Raw genomic sequence first — 15,275 nt, forward strand, 5'->3', positions numbered from 1 at the left:
CCCGCGCCGCATAGACTCATTGTATGCACAACACCACACCACCCGCAACGCCTTCCGCGCCACCGGCGCGCCGCAAAGTCCCCATGCTGCAGCCGCTGCGGCACCGGCGCTACCGCCTGCTTTGGCTGTCCAACCTGCTGTCCAACCTTGGCACCTGGACCCAGACCTTCGCCGCCGCCTGGCTGGTGGCGAGCATATCGCACAGCACCCAGGCCACGGCGCTGGTGCCCGCCGCCAGCTATGCCCCCATGCTGATGTTCGGCCTGCTGGCAGGCGTGGTGGCGGACGCGGTGCCGCGCGCAAAATTGCTGTTCGCCGTGAACGCCTTCATGGCGCTGGCAGCGGCCGGCATGGCGGCGCTGGCCACCAGCGGCGCCGCATCGCCTGCCGCCGTGCTGGCGCTGGTGTTCATGATGGGTTCCGGCTCAGCCTTTATGTGGCCGGCATGGCAGGCCGCCATGTCCGGGCTGGTGCAGCCGGATGAAGTGGAGGCTGCGGCCTCGCTGAATAACCTGAGCTTCAATTTCGCGGCTGCTGCCGGTCCCGCGCTGGGCGGCGCCCTGTTCGTCATGGTGGGGGCGGCGCCGCTGTTCCTGTTCAACGCCTTGTCCTTTACCGGCTTGCTGCTGGTGTACCTGGACTGGATGCGCAGCGGCGGCAAGGAAGACGGCCAGGCGCAGCGGCCCGCAGCGGCAGGCGGCATCACCTTGCAGGGCTTGCGCACCGGGCTGCAGGCGGCTTGGGGATCGGCCTCGTTCCGCAGGCTGCTGCGGCATACGGTCTGCATCTTCGGCGCGGCCATTGCTTATACGGCGCTGCTGCCGCTGTTCGTGCGCGACGTGCTGCTGAGGGAAGGCGGCGCGTTCGGCAGCCTGATGGCCTGCGTGGGCGGCGGGGCGGTTCTGGCAGCCTTCGTGCTGCCGGAATTGCGCGCGCGCTTCGAGCGGCGGCATTTGCTGGCCGGTGCAGTGGCCATCTTCGGCGCCATGCTGCTGATCCTGCCGCTGGTGCGGGCCTGGGCGGTGCTGATGGCTTTGTCTGCGCTGGGCGGCGTGGCATGGTCCACCATGGTCACGTCGCTCAACAGCGCGGCGCAATTGTCCTTCCCAAGCGCGCTGCGGGCGCGCACGCTGTCGGTCTACCTGATGGCGATGGCGCTCGGGCAGACCGGCGGCAGCCTGCTGTGGGGCGCTGCGGCTGAATTGGCGGGCGTGCCGCGCGCCATGGCGCTGGCCGGCGCTTGCCTGCTGCTGTACGCGCTGGTGCTGCTGCGTGGCGCGGCTGGCGGGAGGCAGTGTAATCTGTAGCCTGGCGTAACGGAGGAGATGGCAATGGCGATGCTGGAACTGGCCGAGGGCGGCCGGCTGTATTACGAGTGGATAGGGGCGAATGGCGCGGATGAAGGCGCGCGCAAGCCGGTGCTGGTCTTCCTGCACGAGGGCCTGGGCTGCACGGCCATGTGGAAGGATTTTCCTGCGCGCCTGTGTGCGCGGCTTGGCTGCGCGGGGCTGGTCTATGACCGGCGCGGCTATGGCCAGTCCGATCCGCTGCGTGTTGGCCGCAGCATCCATTATCTGCACCGCTATGCGCTGGATGAGCTGCCGCAGGTGCTGGCGCTGCTGGCGGGGCGGCCGTATGTGGTGGTCGGCCATTCGGACGGCGGCAGCATCGCGTTGCTCCACGCGGCGGAACAGGTGCCGGGCTTGCTGGGCGTGGTGACCGAGGCGGCGCATGTGTTTGTGGAGGACGTGACGCTGGCGGGCATACGCGAGGCGAAGCTGGCCTACGGCGAGGGCAAGCTGCGTGGCCTGGAACGCTACCACGGCGCCAAGACGGCGCAGATTTTCGGTGCGTGGGCCGACACCTGGCTGGCGCCTGCCTTCAGCCGCTGGAATATTGAATACCTGTTGCCGTCGATAGCCTGCCCGGTGTTGGCCTTGCAGGGCAGCGGCGACCAGTACGGCACAGCGGCCCAGCTGCACGCCATTGAAGCGCAGGCGCCGTGCGCGCGCATGGCGATGCTGCCCGACTGCGGCCACACGCCGCACCAGGAGCAGCCGGAAGCGGTGCTGGAGGTGATGGCGCAATTCATCAAGGAGCTTGAGAGAAAATGATAGACCACCTGGATCATCTGGTGCTGACTACGCGCGACCGTGAGCGCTGCATCGATTTCTATACGCGGGTGCTGGGCATGACGCTGGAGGCATTCGGGGCCGGCCGTGTGGCGTTCAAGTACGGCGAACAGAAGATCAATCTGCACGAATACGGCAAGGAATTTCTGCCCAAGGCGGCGCAGCCGACTCCGGGCTCGCTGGATCTGTGCTTTATCGCGTCCATTCCGCTGGACGAGGTGATCGCGCGGCTGAAGCAGCTCGGCGTGCCGGTCGAAGAAGGGCCGGTGGCCCGCACCGGCGCCAACTGGCCTATCCGCTCGGTCTACCTGCGCGACCCGGACCAGAACCTGATCGAGATATCGGAACGCGCCTAGCTGGGCGCCTCAGTCGCTGACCGGCAGGCGGCAGGCCGCTTCGTGCAGCCACTGGCCGTTGCAGATACGCGCGCGGCACAGGCCTGCTTCGGCGCCGCCGAGGCGCTGGCAGCGGCGCAGCAGTGCGTCGGTGCTGTCGCCGTCGCGGCGCTCCACCACGTCGCGGCTGTAGTGCATGGTGGACTGCTGGGCGCCGCTGTGGGCGACCAGCGCAGCGAGCAGGGTCACGTCGCTGTCCGGCGGCGCGGCGGTGGCTAGGCTTCGCGGGCCTTCATGCTGCGTGCCCTGCGTCTTGCTTCCCTGGATGCCGGGCCGCGCATGCGGACTGCGCTCCGCACGCAGCGCCTGGGGAGCGGCCGGCCTGTGCCGGGCCGGCACAATCGCCGGCAGCGGCTCGTTGACGATGGCGGCGGCGAGCCGCTGCACTTCCTCCGGCGTATCCATAGGCGCCGGTTGCGGCGCGTGATTCGAGAGCGGCACTGCGGGCGCCCATGCCCGGCTGTGCTGCACAGGCGCCATGCCGTAGTAGCTGATGCTTGCGACGCCAGCCGACAGGATGGCAAGCAGCATGAGCAGCATCACCAGATAGCTGGGCCGTATCCGCGCCAGGCGCGCAGCCGGCGACTGCGCCTTGCCGCTGTTTTCCAGGCTGGCCAGTATGCGCCGGCTGCCGCCGCCGGATTGCGCGGCGCAGAACAGGTCCGGCCGCTGCGTCGGTGTGGATTTGTCCAATCTATCCTCCCAAGGTTTGATTTTCTTCGGAATGGCATGCCTGTCAACGGCATACGATGGAGCGATTCCGGTACTGCCGCCATCAGTGTGCGGCCAGCCGCCCGGCCACGCTTTGACGGAGCGCACTATGCTTGTCGTTTCCTTGATGGTGTTGTTTGTATTGGTGTGCGCCAGCGGATGGCTGCTGCTGTTTCCGGTCCGGCGCGAGGCCTTGACTGCGGCTCTGATGCCGCGCTGCCGCATCCTGCTGCGCCAGCGCTATGCATGGCTGCTGGCCGGCGGCGCGCTGATGCTGGTGCTGCCGCCCATGCTGGCGTTGGTGGCGGTGCGCCGCGTGGCGCTGCCCGCCTTCGACTATGACGGGCGCGCGGTGAACAGCCAGGTGGCGGAGCTGCTGCAAGGCGAGCAGCTGGTGCCGCCTCCGTCGCTGCCGCCGCTGGCTTTCACCACGGTGGAAGTCGTGCGCGCGCGGCCCCTGCTGGCGGGGGCGAACCGCAGCTGGCAGCTGTTCCATCCGGACTTCGAGCAGCGCCTGCTGATGGTGTTCCGCATCATGAAGGAGCAGCACGGCTACGACATGGCGCTGCTCGAAGGCTACCGCAGTCCGGAGCGCCAGGACTTGCTGGCCAGCGCCGGCGCCAGCGTCACCAACGCGCGCGCCTTCCAGAGCTATCATCAGTTCGGTCTCGCCGCCGACTGCGCCTTCCTGCGCGACGGCAAACTGGTGATCTCCGAAAAAGACCCCTGGGCCATGCGCGGCTACCGCCTGTACGGCGAAGCCGCGGAAGCGGCAGGGCTGAGCTGGGGCGGACGCTGGACCATGATGGACTTCGGCCACGCCGAGCTGCGTTTGCCTGGAACCATGCAGCGCAAACGCTGAGGCTTGTTCTGCCTCAAGAATGCATGGCAAGGCAGGTGGCACCATAGCTCGGGTCTGCCGACTGGCGCCCCGGAGCTATCATGATGCGACGAACCTGGCTGTTTTTGACCGACTCCCGCAACCTCACCATCGCCGGCTTTGTGGCCATGGCGGCGCTGTTTTACCTTGGCGCCGAGCTGCTGGAGCTTGCATTGATATGGGCCGTAGTCGCACTGGCGGCCGCCTTGCTTGCCTGGCTGCTGGCGCGCTGGCTGCGGCGGCGCTACGCCGCGCGCGCCACCGCCGGCCTGGCGGATGCGATGGTCCCCGCCGAAACCGGGCCGGCCGAAGACGTCGCCAGCCGCCACGAAGTGGATGCGATCCGCAGTGGCATGCTGAAGGCCATCGCCACCATCAAGGGCTCCAAGCTGGGACGCATGCCGGGCTCGCGGGTGCTGTACGAGCTGCCCTGGTATATGATCATCGGGAATCCGTCCGCAGGCAAAAGCAGCGCCATAGTCAACTCCGGCTTGCAGTTCCCGTTTGCGGACGCGCGCGTCGTGCACGGCGTGGGCGGCACGCGCAATTGCGACTGGTTCTTCACCACGGACGGCATCGTACTCGACACGGCCGGGCGCTATGCTGTGGAGGACGAGCATCTGGCGGAGTGGCGCGGCTTCCTGGACTTGCTGAAGAAGTACCGCAGGCGCGCACCGGTGAACGGCATTATCGTGGCGGTCAGCATCGCCGAGCTGCGCAGCGATCCGGATGGCGCGCTGAAGCTCGCGCGCAGCCTGCGCAAGCGGGTGCAGGACCTGATCGAGCGGCTGGAAGTCTATGCGCCGGTGTATGTGCTGTTCACCAAGGCGGATCTGATCGCGGGCTTCAGCGACTTTTTCTGCCAGTGCGAACGCAGTGAACGCGAGCGCGTGTGGGGCGCCACCATGCCTTACCGGCGCAAGGCCGGCAGCGAGGAACTGCTGGCCTTCTTCGACCAGGGCTTCGACGAACTGCACGCTGGCCTGGTCGAGATGAGCATGGCGAATATGGCGCAGCCGCGCCGCACGCGCATGGCGCCGGGCGTGTTCACTTTTCCGCTGGAGTTCGTCTCCTTGCGCGCGCCGCTGCGGGCCTTCCTGGCCACGCTGTTCGAGGAAAACCCGTTTCAGTACAAGCCGGTGTTCCGGGGCTTCTACTTCACCAGCGCCTTGCAGGAAGGGCAGCCGGTCAGCGCGCAATCGCAGCGCATCGCTGAACGTTTTGAACTGGCGCTCAAGCCGGAGCAGCAGGAGGCCGCACCCATGCCATATGGCTCGGCCGGCGGCTACTTCCTGCTCAAGCTTTTCCGCGACGTGGTGTTTGCGGACAAGGCGCTGGTGTCGCAGTATGCCAGCCGCGCCAGCGCGCGTCTGAGGTACGCTGCCTTCTTCGGTGCGGTGCTGCTGCTGGGCGGTGCGCTGGGCGGATGGACCTGGTCCTATATGGGCAACCGCCAGCTGGCGGCCAATGTGCAGGCGGACCTGGACAAAGTGGTGAAGCTGCAGGACAAGCGGCTGGACCTGCAATCTCGTCTTGAAGCGCTTGAGATCCTGCAGGACCGTATCGAACAGCTTGAAAAATTCGGCCGCGAGCGGCCATGGTTGCTGGGCATGGGGCTGTACCAGGGCGGCCTGCTGGAGCGCAAACTGCGCGAGGAGTACTACGCGGGCATCAAGGAGGTGATGGTCAAGCCGGTGGCGGCCAGCCTGGAGGCGCTGCTGTTCGAGATGAACGCCAATGCGGACCAGCTGGCCACGCCGGCGGCGGCCACGGCTGCCATCGCGTCGCCCGCCGCTGCGGCCCCGCGCCAATATGCCGAAGCGAATCCGCGCAGCGTTGAAGACGCGTACAACGCCCTCAAGACCTATCTGATGCTGGCCGACACGCCGCACGCCGAAGCGGGCCACCTGAACGACCAGCTTACGCGCTACTGGCGCGGCTGGCTGGAAGCCAATCGCGGCGCCATGCCGCGCGAGCAGATGATACGCAGCGCCGAGCGCCTGCTGACTTACTACCTGGCGCAATCCAGCGACCCGTCCTGGCCGCGCATAGAGCAGAAGCTGGCGCTGGTGGACCAGGCGCGCGAGAATCTGCGGCGGGTGGTGCGCGGCATGCCCGCGCGAGACCGCGTGTATGCGGACATCAAGGCGCGCGCCGGCACGCGCTTTCCTGCGATGACGGTGGTGCGCATCGTCGGCGAGCAGGACCAGGCGCTTATCGCGGGCAGCTACGCGATTCCCGGCGCGTTCACGCGCGAGGCCTGGGAGAAGTACGTCCAGGGCGCATTCCGCGACGCGGCCAGCCGCGAACTGCAAAGCACGGACTGGGTGCTGAAAACCTCCACCAAGGATGACCTGACGCTGGAGGGCAGCCCCGAGCAGATCCAGAAAAACCTGGTGGAGATGTACAAGGCTGATTACGCCAGGGAGTGGCAGAAGTTCGTGCAAGGCGTGGCGGTGGCGGACCTGGGCGGCTTCAACGGCGCGGTGGCGGCCATGAACCGCCTGGGCGATCCGCAGTCTTCGCCCATCATCAAGCTGCTCGGAACCATCAGCGAGCAGACTTCCTGGGACAATCCCACGCAGGCCAACGCGGAAGCGCAGAAGGTCCAGCAGGGCTTCAAGGAGTGGATGATGCAAACCGTGCTGCGCCGCGCGCCGGTACCGGTCAATGTGAATCTGCAGCTGGATCCTGCCCGGATGGAGCGTCCCATGGGCGCGGTGGGGCGCGAGTTTGCGGCGGTGGCCAAACTGGTTGGGTCCAGGGACAAGGACGCCACGCTGCTGCGCGGTTATATGGATACCTTGTCGCGCTTGCGCACGCGGCTCAACACGCTGAAGAACCAGGGCGACCCCGGCCCCGGCGCGCGCCAGTTCATGCAGCAGACGCTGGAGGGGACGGGCTCCGAGCTGGCCGACGCGCTGCGCTTTGTCGATGAGCAGATGCTGACCGGGATGAGCGACACCCAGAAGCGCGCGATACGGCCCATCCTGGTGCGTCCGCTGATGCAGACCTTCGCCGTCATCGTCGCCCCGGCCGAGGCGGAGATCAACAAGACCTGGCTGGCGCAGGTGTACGAACCGTTCCAGCGCACGCTGGCGGCCAAGTACCCGTTCTCGCCGGGTGCGAAAATCGAAGCCAGCAGCGCCGAGATAGGCCAGTTCTTTGGCCCCGACGGCCTGGTGGCGAAGTTTGTCACCACGTCCATGGGGCCGTTGGTGGTGCGGCGCGGCGATGTGCTGGCGCCGCGCACCTGGGCCGACATGGGCATTGCGCTGTCGCCGCAGGCCGTGGCGCGCTTCCCCGGCTGGATCGCGCCGCTGGGCGCCGGCGGCATCGCCGCTCCCTCGGCCGCCGCACAGACCGTGTTCCAGATCCAGCCGCTGCCCGCGCCGGGTACGCTGGAATACACGGTGGAGATAGACGGCCAGCTGCTGCGCTACCGGAACACGCCTGCGCAGTGGACCAGCATGGTCCATCCCAGCCCGCAGGGCGTGCCGGGCGCGCGCATCACGGCGGTGGCGTTCGATGGCCGCAGTGTGGAGCTGTTCAACGAACCGGGGCAGTTCGGGCTGAAGCGCATGATCGACGCGGCCACGCGCAAGCGCAAGGAGGAGGGCGTGCATGAACTGCGCTGGACCAATGGTGCCATCAGCGTGGCGCTCGAACTGAAAATCACCAGCAGCCCGGAGGCCAGCGGCGGCGACGCCGGGCCGCAGGACCAGGGCTTCCGGGGCATGAAGCTGCCGGAGGCGATAGTCGGCGCGGCGCCATCCACCTTGGCTGCGCTGCCGCAGACGGCGCAGCAAGGAGCGCAGCAATGAACCGCGCGCCGCAGATGGTCCGCGTGGGCTACTTCGGGAAAATCCCCGCGCGCAGCGACTTTATCAAGGCCGGGGACAACCATGCGCTGGCCGAGCTGCTGGACGGCTGGCTGGCCGACACCATGACGGAACTGACCACGGAGCCACGCTGGAAGCAGCACTACGACGCCGTGCAGCCGCTGCATTTCGCCTTCGTGGGCACACGCAGCAAGCGCGCCATTGCAGGCCACCTGGTGGCCAGCAGCGACCAGTCGCAGCGGCGTTTTCCCTTCCTGGCCATGAGCGCCCTGGAGGTGGATGAACCGGGCGACTTCCTGCGCCACAGCCCCATCGCCCTGGCCCCGTTCTGGGCCGCGCTGGCGGATGGCGCGGCGGCGGCGGCAATGGCGCTGCATCCGGCGCCGCATTTATACGCCCTGTCCAGCTCCGTGCTGGAGGTCGGGCCGCACGACGCGGGCCATGCCGCCGCGCTGGACGACTTCATCGAGCATACTTCGCTGGGCGGGCTGGAGGCAATGCTGGCCCAGGATGGCGCAAGCTATTCGGCGCGGCGCATGATGCTGGCCGTGGGCCTGCTGCTGCAGCCATTCGGCTGGACAGGCAGCACGCGGCTGGACCGCAGTCTGGCGCTGCCGCTGCCGCGCAATCCCCTGCACCGTCCCGCAGCAGCCGCACTGTGGCTGTCGCTGGCCGAGCCCTTTCTGCGCCAGGCGGACGTGGAACTGGCGCTGCTGGTGTGCGAGCAGGCCGGGCGGCCCATGCTGGTGCTGGGCTTCAGCGGCGCGTCGCCCGCCACGCTGCGCGGCGCGATCGACCCGCAGTTCGCCCAGGCGCAGCAGATCACTTTCGACAGCACCGGCTGGGTGGACGACATGATCGCCAGCGATCGCAAGGTGCTGCGCCTGTCGGCGTGCCTGGAGCAGGAGCGCTTGTCGCTCAAATCGGCCTGCGCGCTGTTTCACGAAACCTTTGCCTGAGGAGCGAACCATGCGTTACCTTGCAGCCGCATTGCTGTGCAGCGCCGCCGTCCATGCTTATGCCCAGTATCCTTTGCCCGCCACGCCCCGGCCCGGGCAGGTTGTTGTGACGGGCACCGTGCCGGATGAGGCCAGCAAGGCCGCCATGCTGCAGCGCTTGCGCGAGCTGTACGGCGCCGAGCGCGTGGTGGACCAGATCGGCATCGGCAACGTGGCGCTGCCGCCAAACTGGAGCGGCTATGTGCAGAAGCTGATCGGCCCCAATCTCAAGCTGATCAGCAAGGGCGAGCTGAAAGTGGAGGGTAATAATGTCACCTTGCGCGGCGAGGTCGCCAACGAGGCGCAGCGGCAGCAGATTGCCAGCGACGCGGCGACCAGCCTGAATCCCAGCTACACCATCAACAACGGCTTGCGCGTGAGCGCGGCCGAGCAGGAGCTGCTGGACGCCACGCTGGCCAGGCGCATTATCGAATTCGAAAGCGGACAGGCGGCGATACGCCCGTCCGGCAAGGACATCCTGGACGAGATGGCCGGCGCGCTGCAAAAGGTGAGGGGGAAGAAGGTGGAGGTGATAGGCCACACCGACAATGTCGGCCTGCGGGACAGCAACGTGGCTCTTAGCCTGGCCCGCGCGGAAGCGGTGCGCGGCTACCTGGCGCAGAAGGGCATCAGCCCGGAGATGATCACAGTGTCCGGCCAGGGACCGGATCGCCCGGTGGCGGACAACTCCGCCAGCGAAGGCCGCGCGCGCAACCGCCGCATTGAATTCCGCATCGCGCAGTAACGGCCTGGGATGCAGGCCAACGCCGGGCCTGCGCCCCGGCGTCAGCGTGTCAGGGCAGCGTGACGGTCAGGTTTGCGGGGCGTGGCGCCAGCTTCACCAGGTTGCCGTAGCCCGCCATGCTTTGCTGCGTGGCCTGGTCCAGCGACGATTTCATGCCGATGTAGACGCCCAGCGCCGCCAGCGCGAACAAGGCGGACAAGGTCCACAGCGGCACATCGCTGCGCAGCTTGTGCGCCACCTGGTCCGGCCGCTCGGCGCGGGGTGCGAAGCCGCGGCTTTTACCCTTGATGTGGGCGATCTCGTCGCCCAGGCGCGCGGTCAGGCAGGCCAGCTTGTCGCTGCTGTCGAGCGCGAACTTGCCCTTGAAGCCCAGCAGCAGGCACAGATGGAAGACCTGCAGCGCCTGCAGGCGCGCGCCGCCCTGGCTGCGCAGCGCCTCCAGCCGGTCGAAGAAGTGCTCGCCCGCCAGCTGGTCGCCGAACACGGTGAGCTGCAAGGGCCGCCGCTCCCAGGGGGCGCGGATGGGGAAGCCGGACGCCAGGATAATTTCGTCCAGCGCGGCGCAGTAGGCGTACTTGGCCGCCTCGATGTCCTCGGCGCTGGCGCGCAGGCGCCGCGCCTCGTTCTCGAAGCCGGACAGGAACTGCGCCACCTTGTCCGCAAATTCATGCTCGCCCGGCGGCGCGGAACCGTTCTTCAGCATGAACAAGACGTAGAAGCCCTCGTGCATGAGGTCCAGCAAGGACTCGATGCGCGGGCCGGCTGTGGCGCCCGGCGCCGCGCGGCCGCCGAACAGGGTAGGCGCGGCGCGGCGTTCGATCTGGGCGCTCATGCCGTCACCGCGATCAGTTCGAGGCGCAGGTCGCGGATGCCGGCCGGCACATAGATCGAGATCGACTGCGCCTTCAGCATCTGCTCATACAGCACGCCTTTGTTCTCCAGCACGAAGTAGCAGGTGTCTGGCCGCACCGGGATGGCGGCCGGCACCTGCGGCGCGTGCGACAGCTTCACGCCGGGCATGGCGGACAGCACGCACTGGTCCACGTCGTCCGGCGCGCCGGCCTTGATGCGCAGCGGCGCCACCTCCACCAGCTCCATGGCGGGCATGGCCGCGCCGATAGCCAGATAGAGCGTGGTCTTCTGGTCGATCTTGCCCGAGTCCAGCTTGCCCTTGTGGTAGCAGGGCTTCTCCTCGCTCAGTGCAATCGAGAAGTAGCGCGCGGAGATGACCGTATCGAGAAGATCGCGCACGATGGCGTCCAGTTGCGCGAAGCAGGCGCCGGGCTGTTCGTGCTGGTAGGCGGGAAGGCTGGTCAACGTGTAGGCTTTGGAATAGGTCATCAGCGCGCCGGCCAGGCCCAGCATGGCTTCGAACAGGCGCTCGGGGTGCAGCGCCGGGTGGCGCAGGTAGTGCATCAGCGTGGCGCTGGCCGTGCTCACGGTATGCAGCAGCCAGAAGGCGGAAACGTCGCCGGAACGGAATTCGATCACGTTGCGGCTGGGTTCCCGCATATGTCCTTGCAGCGCGTTGACCTTGGCCTGCAGCGCGTCCATCAACTGCTCCAGCTGGATCTTCAGGCGCGGCGCGCCGGCCACGGAGAGGCTGGGAGGAATGAAAGCGGGATCGGCCTCGAATCCGCCCGACACGATGCGGCGCAGCCGTATCAGCGGAAAGCACTCGTAGCCGCCGCGCGGTTCCCGGTCGGACACCAGGCGCACGGCCTTGCGCAGATAGCTCAGCTCTGCCGGCGCGGCCTCGGTGTAGATGTCCGCCGTGGTGCGCTCGGCCTGCGCGTAGCGCGCGCCGTGGTGCTGAGTGCCTGCCGGAGCGCAGTTGCTATTGTCCGGCGCCAGCGAGGGCAGGGCGGCATAGTAGGTCACTTCTTGCACATTGGGAGGCAGCGCGCCCAGGTCCACCGCAGGCGGCAGCGGATCGCTGGCGGGTGCATCGCTCAATTCGCCGTCGCGGAACATGGCGGACAGCGCGTGCAGGCGCAGTATGCCGGCCTGCAGTGCCGCCGTGTCCCACTCCACCGCCAGCACGCCCCACAAATAGGGCTGCAGCGCTTGCGCGGTTTGCCGCAAGCGCGCTTCGTGATAGCGGTCCTGCTGCTGGAAATGCTGGGGGCGCAGGAACAGGCCCTCGCCCCAGAGTACTTTTGCTGCTGTGCTCATGGATGCTCCCAAGGTGATGTCAGGGCTGGCAGCGGGTGCCAACCAGGGACTGGCCCTGCACGGTGAGCGCGCACGCGTGCAGGCCTATGGTGATGCCGGATTTTTCCGCTTCGCTGGCGGAGAACGCGGCGCGCCAGTGCTGCGGCGCCGGTTTGCGGAACAGCGCTACAACGCCGATGTGGGCCGCTTCACGGCTCACGCTTTCTATCACGTCATAGCGCTGGCCGGGTATCAGCTGTACTTCCTTCACTTCCACCAAGTCTGCGCCCAGCAGCTCGCGCTCGGTCTGCGCGTTGAGAAAGCCGCTGTAGCTGGCGCGCTCGAAGGCCGCGCTTTGGCGCAGCTTGTAGATGCGCGCCGCCAGCGCCAGCGGCTGGCCGCCGGCGCCCGCGTTCAGATTGCCCCCGGCGTGCAGATGAATGGCGATCTGTCTTGGCGGCTTCTGGAGTTCCGGCAGTTCGGGCGGTTTGCGTATCCCGGCCAGTTCCATGGCGGCGCCCGCGATCGAGCCTGCTGCGCAGCCGGTGAGCGTGAATGCAACGGCAAAAAGAGGCGCCATCGTAAATGGCGCGGGCAAGGCTGCGGCTTTCATCAGGACGTCCTTTCGCGGGAGGCGGTTCAATCATTAAATCCAAGCGCGGCGCACGCGGGTTTGAGGCGGCGCAAGCCGTGGACCGCCTTGCTGCGCGGGCAAGCGCAAGCTTTGCGCAAACGCAATCGCTGTTGCATTTCCAGCCTCAATAATGGCCTCCACCCGTACCGAAGGAGACCATGATGAAACTTGGAACATCCATCCCCGGCCTGGCCTGCGCGCTGCTGCTGTCGGCCTGCGCTACCGATGCGCCGCTGCTGCGGCCTGAAAAATCCAGTGTTGTCACGCTGGACAGCGCGCTGGCCGAAGCGAACCGCTTGGCCGCCGGCGGCCAGCAGGACAAGGCGGTGACCCTGCTGCGCAGCGCGGCCGGGAGCTACCCCGCCGACAAGGCGCCGTGGCTGGCGATGGCGCAGATGAAGTTCGACCGCGCCAGCTACGGCGAGGCCATATTGCATGCGCAGGAAGCCTTGCAGCGCGATCCGTCCGACCAGGTGGGCAACAGCATCATCGCCGTGAGCGGCTTGCGCCTGTCCACCAGGGCGCTGGCGGACCTGAGCCAGCAGAACAATCTGAGCGGCTCGCTGCGCACCGAAGCGCAGGACCTGGCGCGCGTGCTGCGCACCAGCCTGGGCGAGGACGTGCTGGTGCCGCCGCCGGCAGTGGCGCGCAAAGCGCCGCTAGCGCCCGCCAAGCGCATGGCGCCGGTGAAGCCGGGCGCGGCATCCTCCGCCGATCCATTCGGCGCCATTCGTTAACCTGAAGGAGAACCAAGATGGCCAGTGGCGAAAGCGTACAGAAACGGCTGGGCAAGGTGCGCGCTCCGCGCGTGCAAATGAGTTATGACGTCGAGATCGGCGACGCCATGGAGAACAAGGAGCTGCCCTTCGTGGTTGGTGTGGTGGGCGACTTCGGCGGCAATCCGCACGCGGCGCAGAAGCGCCTGAAGGACCGCAAGTTCGTCAACATCGACAGCGACAATTTCGACGAAGTGCTGGCCGGCGTGGCGCCGTCGGCGCGCTTCCAGGTTGCCAACGAGCTGGCCGGTGGCGGCGAGTTCCCGGTTGAACTGCAGTTCCGCACCATGGCCGACTTCCGTCCCGAGTCCGTTGTGCGCCAGGTGGAGCCGCTCAGCCGCCTGCTCGATGCGCGCAGCAAGCTGGCCGACCTGCGCAACAAGCTGGCCGGCAACGACAGGCTGGAAGACATCCTGACCAATGTGCTGCACAACACGGACCAGCTTAACCGCCTGGCGCCGCACGCTGAAAAGAAGGGGGACTGATATGTCGGCACAAATGCAGGCGGCGCAGCCGCAAGCCGCGCACGGAAGCGCCGTGGCCGAGGTTTCCCTGCTCGACGAGATCGTCGAGCAAAGCAAGGTGGCAAAGTCCAGCGTGGAGCACGAGCGCGCCAAGGACATCATCGGCGAGCTGGTGAGCCAGGTGCTGGAAGGCAGCATGCCGGTGTCGCACAACCTGAGCGGCACGCTGGACGCGCGCGTGGCGGAACTGGACAGCCTGATTTCCAGGCAGCTCAGCGCCATCATGCATGCGCCGGAATTCCAGAAGCTGGAGCGCAGCTGGACCGGCTTGCACTACCTGGTGAAGAACTCCGCCACCGGCCAGAACCTGAAGATCCGCATGCTCAACGCCACCAAGCGCGAACTGGTGAAGGACTTCCAGAGCGCGCTGGAGTTCGACCAGAGCACCATGTTCAAGAAGGTCTACGAGGAGGAGTTCGGCACCTTCGGCGGCGCGCCCTACGCCGCGCTGTTGGGCGACTTCGAGATTTCACGCCAGCCCGAGGACATGTACTTCATCGAGCAGATGTCGCACGTGGCGGCGGCGTCGCACGCCCCCTTTATCAGCGCCGGCTCGCCCGAGCTGTTCGGGCTGGAGAGCTATGGCGAGCTGGGCAAGCCGCGCGACCTGGCCAAGGTGTTCGACACGGTGGAATACGCCAAGTGGAAAGCCTTCCGCGAATCCGAAGACGCGCGCTACGTGGGACTGACGCTGCCGCGTTTCCTGGGCCGCCTGCCGTTCAACCCGGTGGACGGCAACAGCGTGGAGGGCTTCAATTTCGTCGAGGAAGTGGATGGCACCGACCACCACAAATACCTGTGGTGCAACGCGGCCTACGCCTTCGGCGCCAAGCTCACCAAGGCCTTCGGCGAGTTTGGCTGGTGCGCCGCCATCCGCGGCGTGGAGGGCGGCGGCCTGGTGGACGACCTGCCCACCCATACCTTCAAGACCGACGAGGGTGAAGTGGCGCTCAAGTGCCCCACCGAAGTGGCGATCACCGACCGCCGCGAGAAGGAACTGAGCGACCTCGGTTTCATCTCGCTGGTGCACTGCAAGAACACCGCCTACGCAGCCTTCTTCGGCGCGCAGTCGGCGCAGAAGGCGCGCAAGTACAGTTCGGAGGCGGCCAACGCCAACGCCGTGCTGTCGTCCCAGCTGCAATACATCTTCGCCGTGTCGCGCATCGCCCACTACATGAAGGCCATGATGCGCGACAAGGTGGGCAGCTTCGCCGCCGCCTCCGGCGTGGAGGACTTCCTCAACCGCTGGCTGATGAAGTACGTGCTGCTGGACGATAACGCCAGCCAGGACCAGAAGGCCCGCTTCCCGCTGCGCGAGGCCTCGGTGCAGGTGCACGAAGTGCCGGGGCGGCCCGGCGTGTACCGCGCGGTGTCCTTCCTGCGGCCGCATTTCCAGCTCGACGAGCTGTCCGTTTCCCTCCGACTGGTCGCGGAGTTGCCTCAACCGACCAAATGCTAAGCACCATCAACCACAACCTAGGAGC

General features: G+C 67.2%; 14 protein-coding genes. 10 read left to right on the forward strand and 4 right to left on the reverse strand.

Features of this window, described 5'->3' with window-relative positions; genetic code table 11:
- Positions 1-23: 23 nt before the first annotated feature.
- Genes KT882_RS10540 through KT882_RS10550 form a run of 3 tightly spaced genes read left to right on the forward strand, consistent with a single transcriptional unit; the run spans position 24 to position 2,488 of the window.
- Positions 24-1,307, forward strand: a complete 1,284-nt coding sequence (locus KT882_RS10540; RefSeq protein WP_228895656.1) for an MFS transporter — start codon at positions 24-26, stop codon at positions 1,305-1,307.
- A 24-nt stretch (positions 1,308-1,331) separates the two neighbouring features.
- A complete protein-coding gene (locus KT882_RS10545) occupies positions 1,332-2,114 on the forward strand; it encodes an alpha/beta fold hydrolase (RefSeq protein ID WP_161072026.1) in 783 nt (260 codons plus the stop codon).
- Positions 2,111-2,488 carry a VOC family protein gene (locus KT882_RS10550; protein WP_161072025.1) on the forward strand — a complete coding sequence of 126 codons (378 nt, stop codon included), beginning with the start codon at positions 2,111-2,113 and terminating at the stop codon, positions 2,486-2,488. The genes KT882_RS10545 and KT882_RS10550 overlap by 4 nt, the downstream gene beginning before the upstream one ends.
- Before the next feature lie 9 nt (positions 2,489-2,497).
- On the opposite strand, the gene KT882_RS10555 is transcribed toward KT882_RS10550, so the two are convergent.
- Positions 2,498-3,220, reverse strand: coding sequence for a hypothetical protein (locus KT882_RS10555; RefSeq protein ID WP_228895658.1), 723 nt, complete (start codon positions 3,218-3,220; stop codon positions 2,498-2,500).
- Between the two features lie 127 nt (positions 3,221-3,347).
- Here KT882_RS10555 and KT882_RS10560 point away from each other — a divergent pair, with 127 nt between their 5' ends.
- The 4 genes from KT882_RS10560 (at position 3,348) to KT882_RS10575 (ending at position 9,703) form a co-directional block, all read left to right on the forward strand.
- Entirely contained in the window at positions 3,348-4,100 is a 753-nt protein-coding gene (locus KT882_RS10560; protein ID WP_161072023.1) for a M15 family metallopeptidase, read from the forward strand.
- 83 nt (positions 4,101-4,183) lie between these two features.
- On the forward strand, positions 4,184-7,942 hold the full coding sequence (gene tssM / locus KT882_RS10565) for a type VI secretion system membrane subunit TssM (RefSeq protein WP_228896606.1): 3,759 nt from the start codon (positions 4,184-4,186) through the stop codon (positions 7,940-7,942).
- The gene (tagF, locus tag KT882_RS10570; RefSeq protein WP_228895661.1) at positions 7,939-8,919 is read left to right on the forward strand and encodes a type VI secretion system-associated protein TagF; all 981 of its coding nucleotides are present in this window, start codon (positions 7,939-7,941) and stop codon (positions 8,917-8,919) included. The genes tssM and tagF overlap by 4 nt, the downstream gene beginning before the upstream one ends.
- A gap of 10 nt (positions 8,920-8,929) precedes the next feature.
- Entirely contained in the window at positions 8,930-9,703 is a 774-nt protein-coding gene (locus KT882_RS10575; protein ID WP_161072021.1) for an OmpA family protein, read from the forward strand.
- Between the two features lie 49 nt (positions 9,704-9,752).
- Here KT882_RS10575 and icmH read toward each other — a convergent pair whose 3' ends face one another.
- From icmH to tssJ, 3 genes are read right to left on the reverse strand one after another with little or no spacing between them, the layout of a single operon-like run.
- Positions 9,753-10,535, reverse strand: a complete 783-nt coding sequence (gene icmH / locus KT882_RS10580; RefSeq protein WP_161072020.1) for a type IVB secretion system protein IcmH/DotU — start codon at positions 10,533-10,535, stop codon at positions 9,753-9,755.
- Positions 10,532-11,878: a type VI secretion system baseplate subunit TssK gene (gene tssK / locus KT882_RS10585; RefSeq protein ID WP_161072019.1), complete on the reverse strand. Its 1,347-nt coding sequence runs from the start codon at positions 11,876-11,878 to the stop codon at positions 10,532-10,534. The genes icmH and tssK overlap by 4 nt, the downstream gene beginning before the upstream one ends.
- Positions 11,879-11,897: 19 nt before the next feature.
- Complete coding sequence (gene tssJ, locus KT882_RS10590) at positions 11,898-12,470, reverse strand: type VI secretion system lipoprotein TssJ (protein ID WP_228895663.1); 573 nt, start codon at positions 12,468-12,470, stop codon at positions 11,898-11,900.
- A 179-nt stretch (positions 12,471-12,649) separates the two neighbouring features.
- Here tssJ and KT882_RS10595 point away from each other — a divergent pair, with 179 nt between their 5' ends.
- Genes KT882_RS10595 through tssC form a run of 3 tightly spaced genes read left to right on the forward strand, consistent with a single transcriptional unit; the run spans position 12,650 to position 15,250 of the window.
- Positions 12,650-13,228: a hypothetical protein gene (locus KT882_RS10595; RefSeq protein WP_161072018.1), complete on the forward strand. Its 579-nt coding sequence runs from the start codon at positions 12,650-12,652 to the stop codon at positions 13,226-13,228.
- A 17-nt stretch (positions 13,229-13,245) separates the two neighbouring features.
- A complete protein-coding gene (tssB, locus tag KT882_RS10600; protein ID WP_161072017.1) occupies positions 13,246-13,752 on the forward strand; it encodes a type VI secretion system contractile sheath small subunit in 507 nt (168 codons plus the stop codon).
- Position 13,753: 1 nt separating this feature from the next.
- Positions 13,754-15,250: a type VI secretion system contractile sheath large subunit gene (gene tssC / locus KT882_RS10605; protein ID WP_161072016.1), complete on the forward strand. Its 1,497-nt coding sequence runs from the start codon at positions 13,754-13,756 to the stop codon at positions 15,248-15,250.
- Positions 15,251-15,275: the final 25 nt, after the last annotated feature.

The organism is Pseudoduganella aquatica, from assembly GCF_020865585.1.
Lineage (GTDB): Bacteria > Pseudomonadota > Gammaproteobacteria > Burkholderiales > Burkholderiaceae_D > Rugamonas > Rugamonas aquatica_A.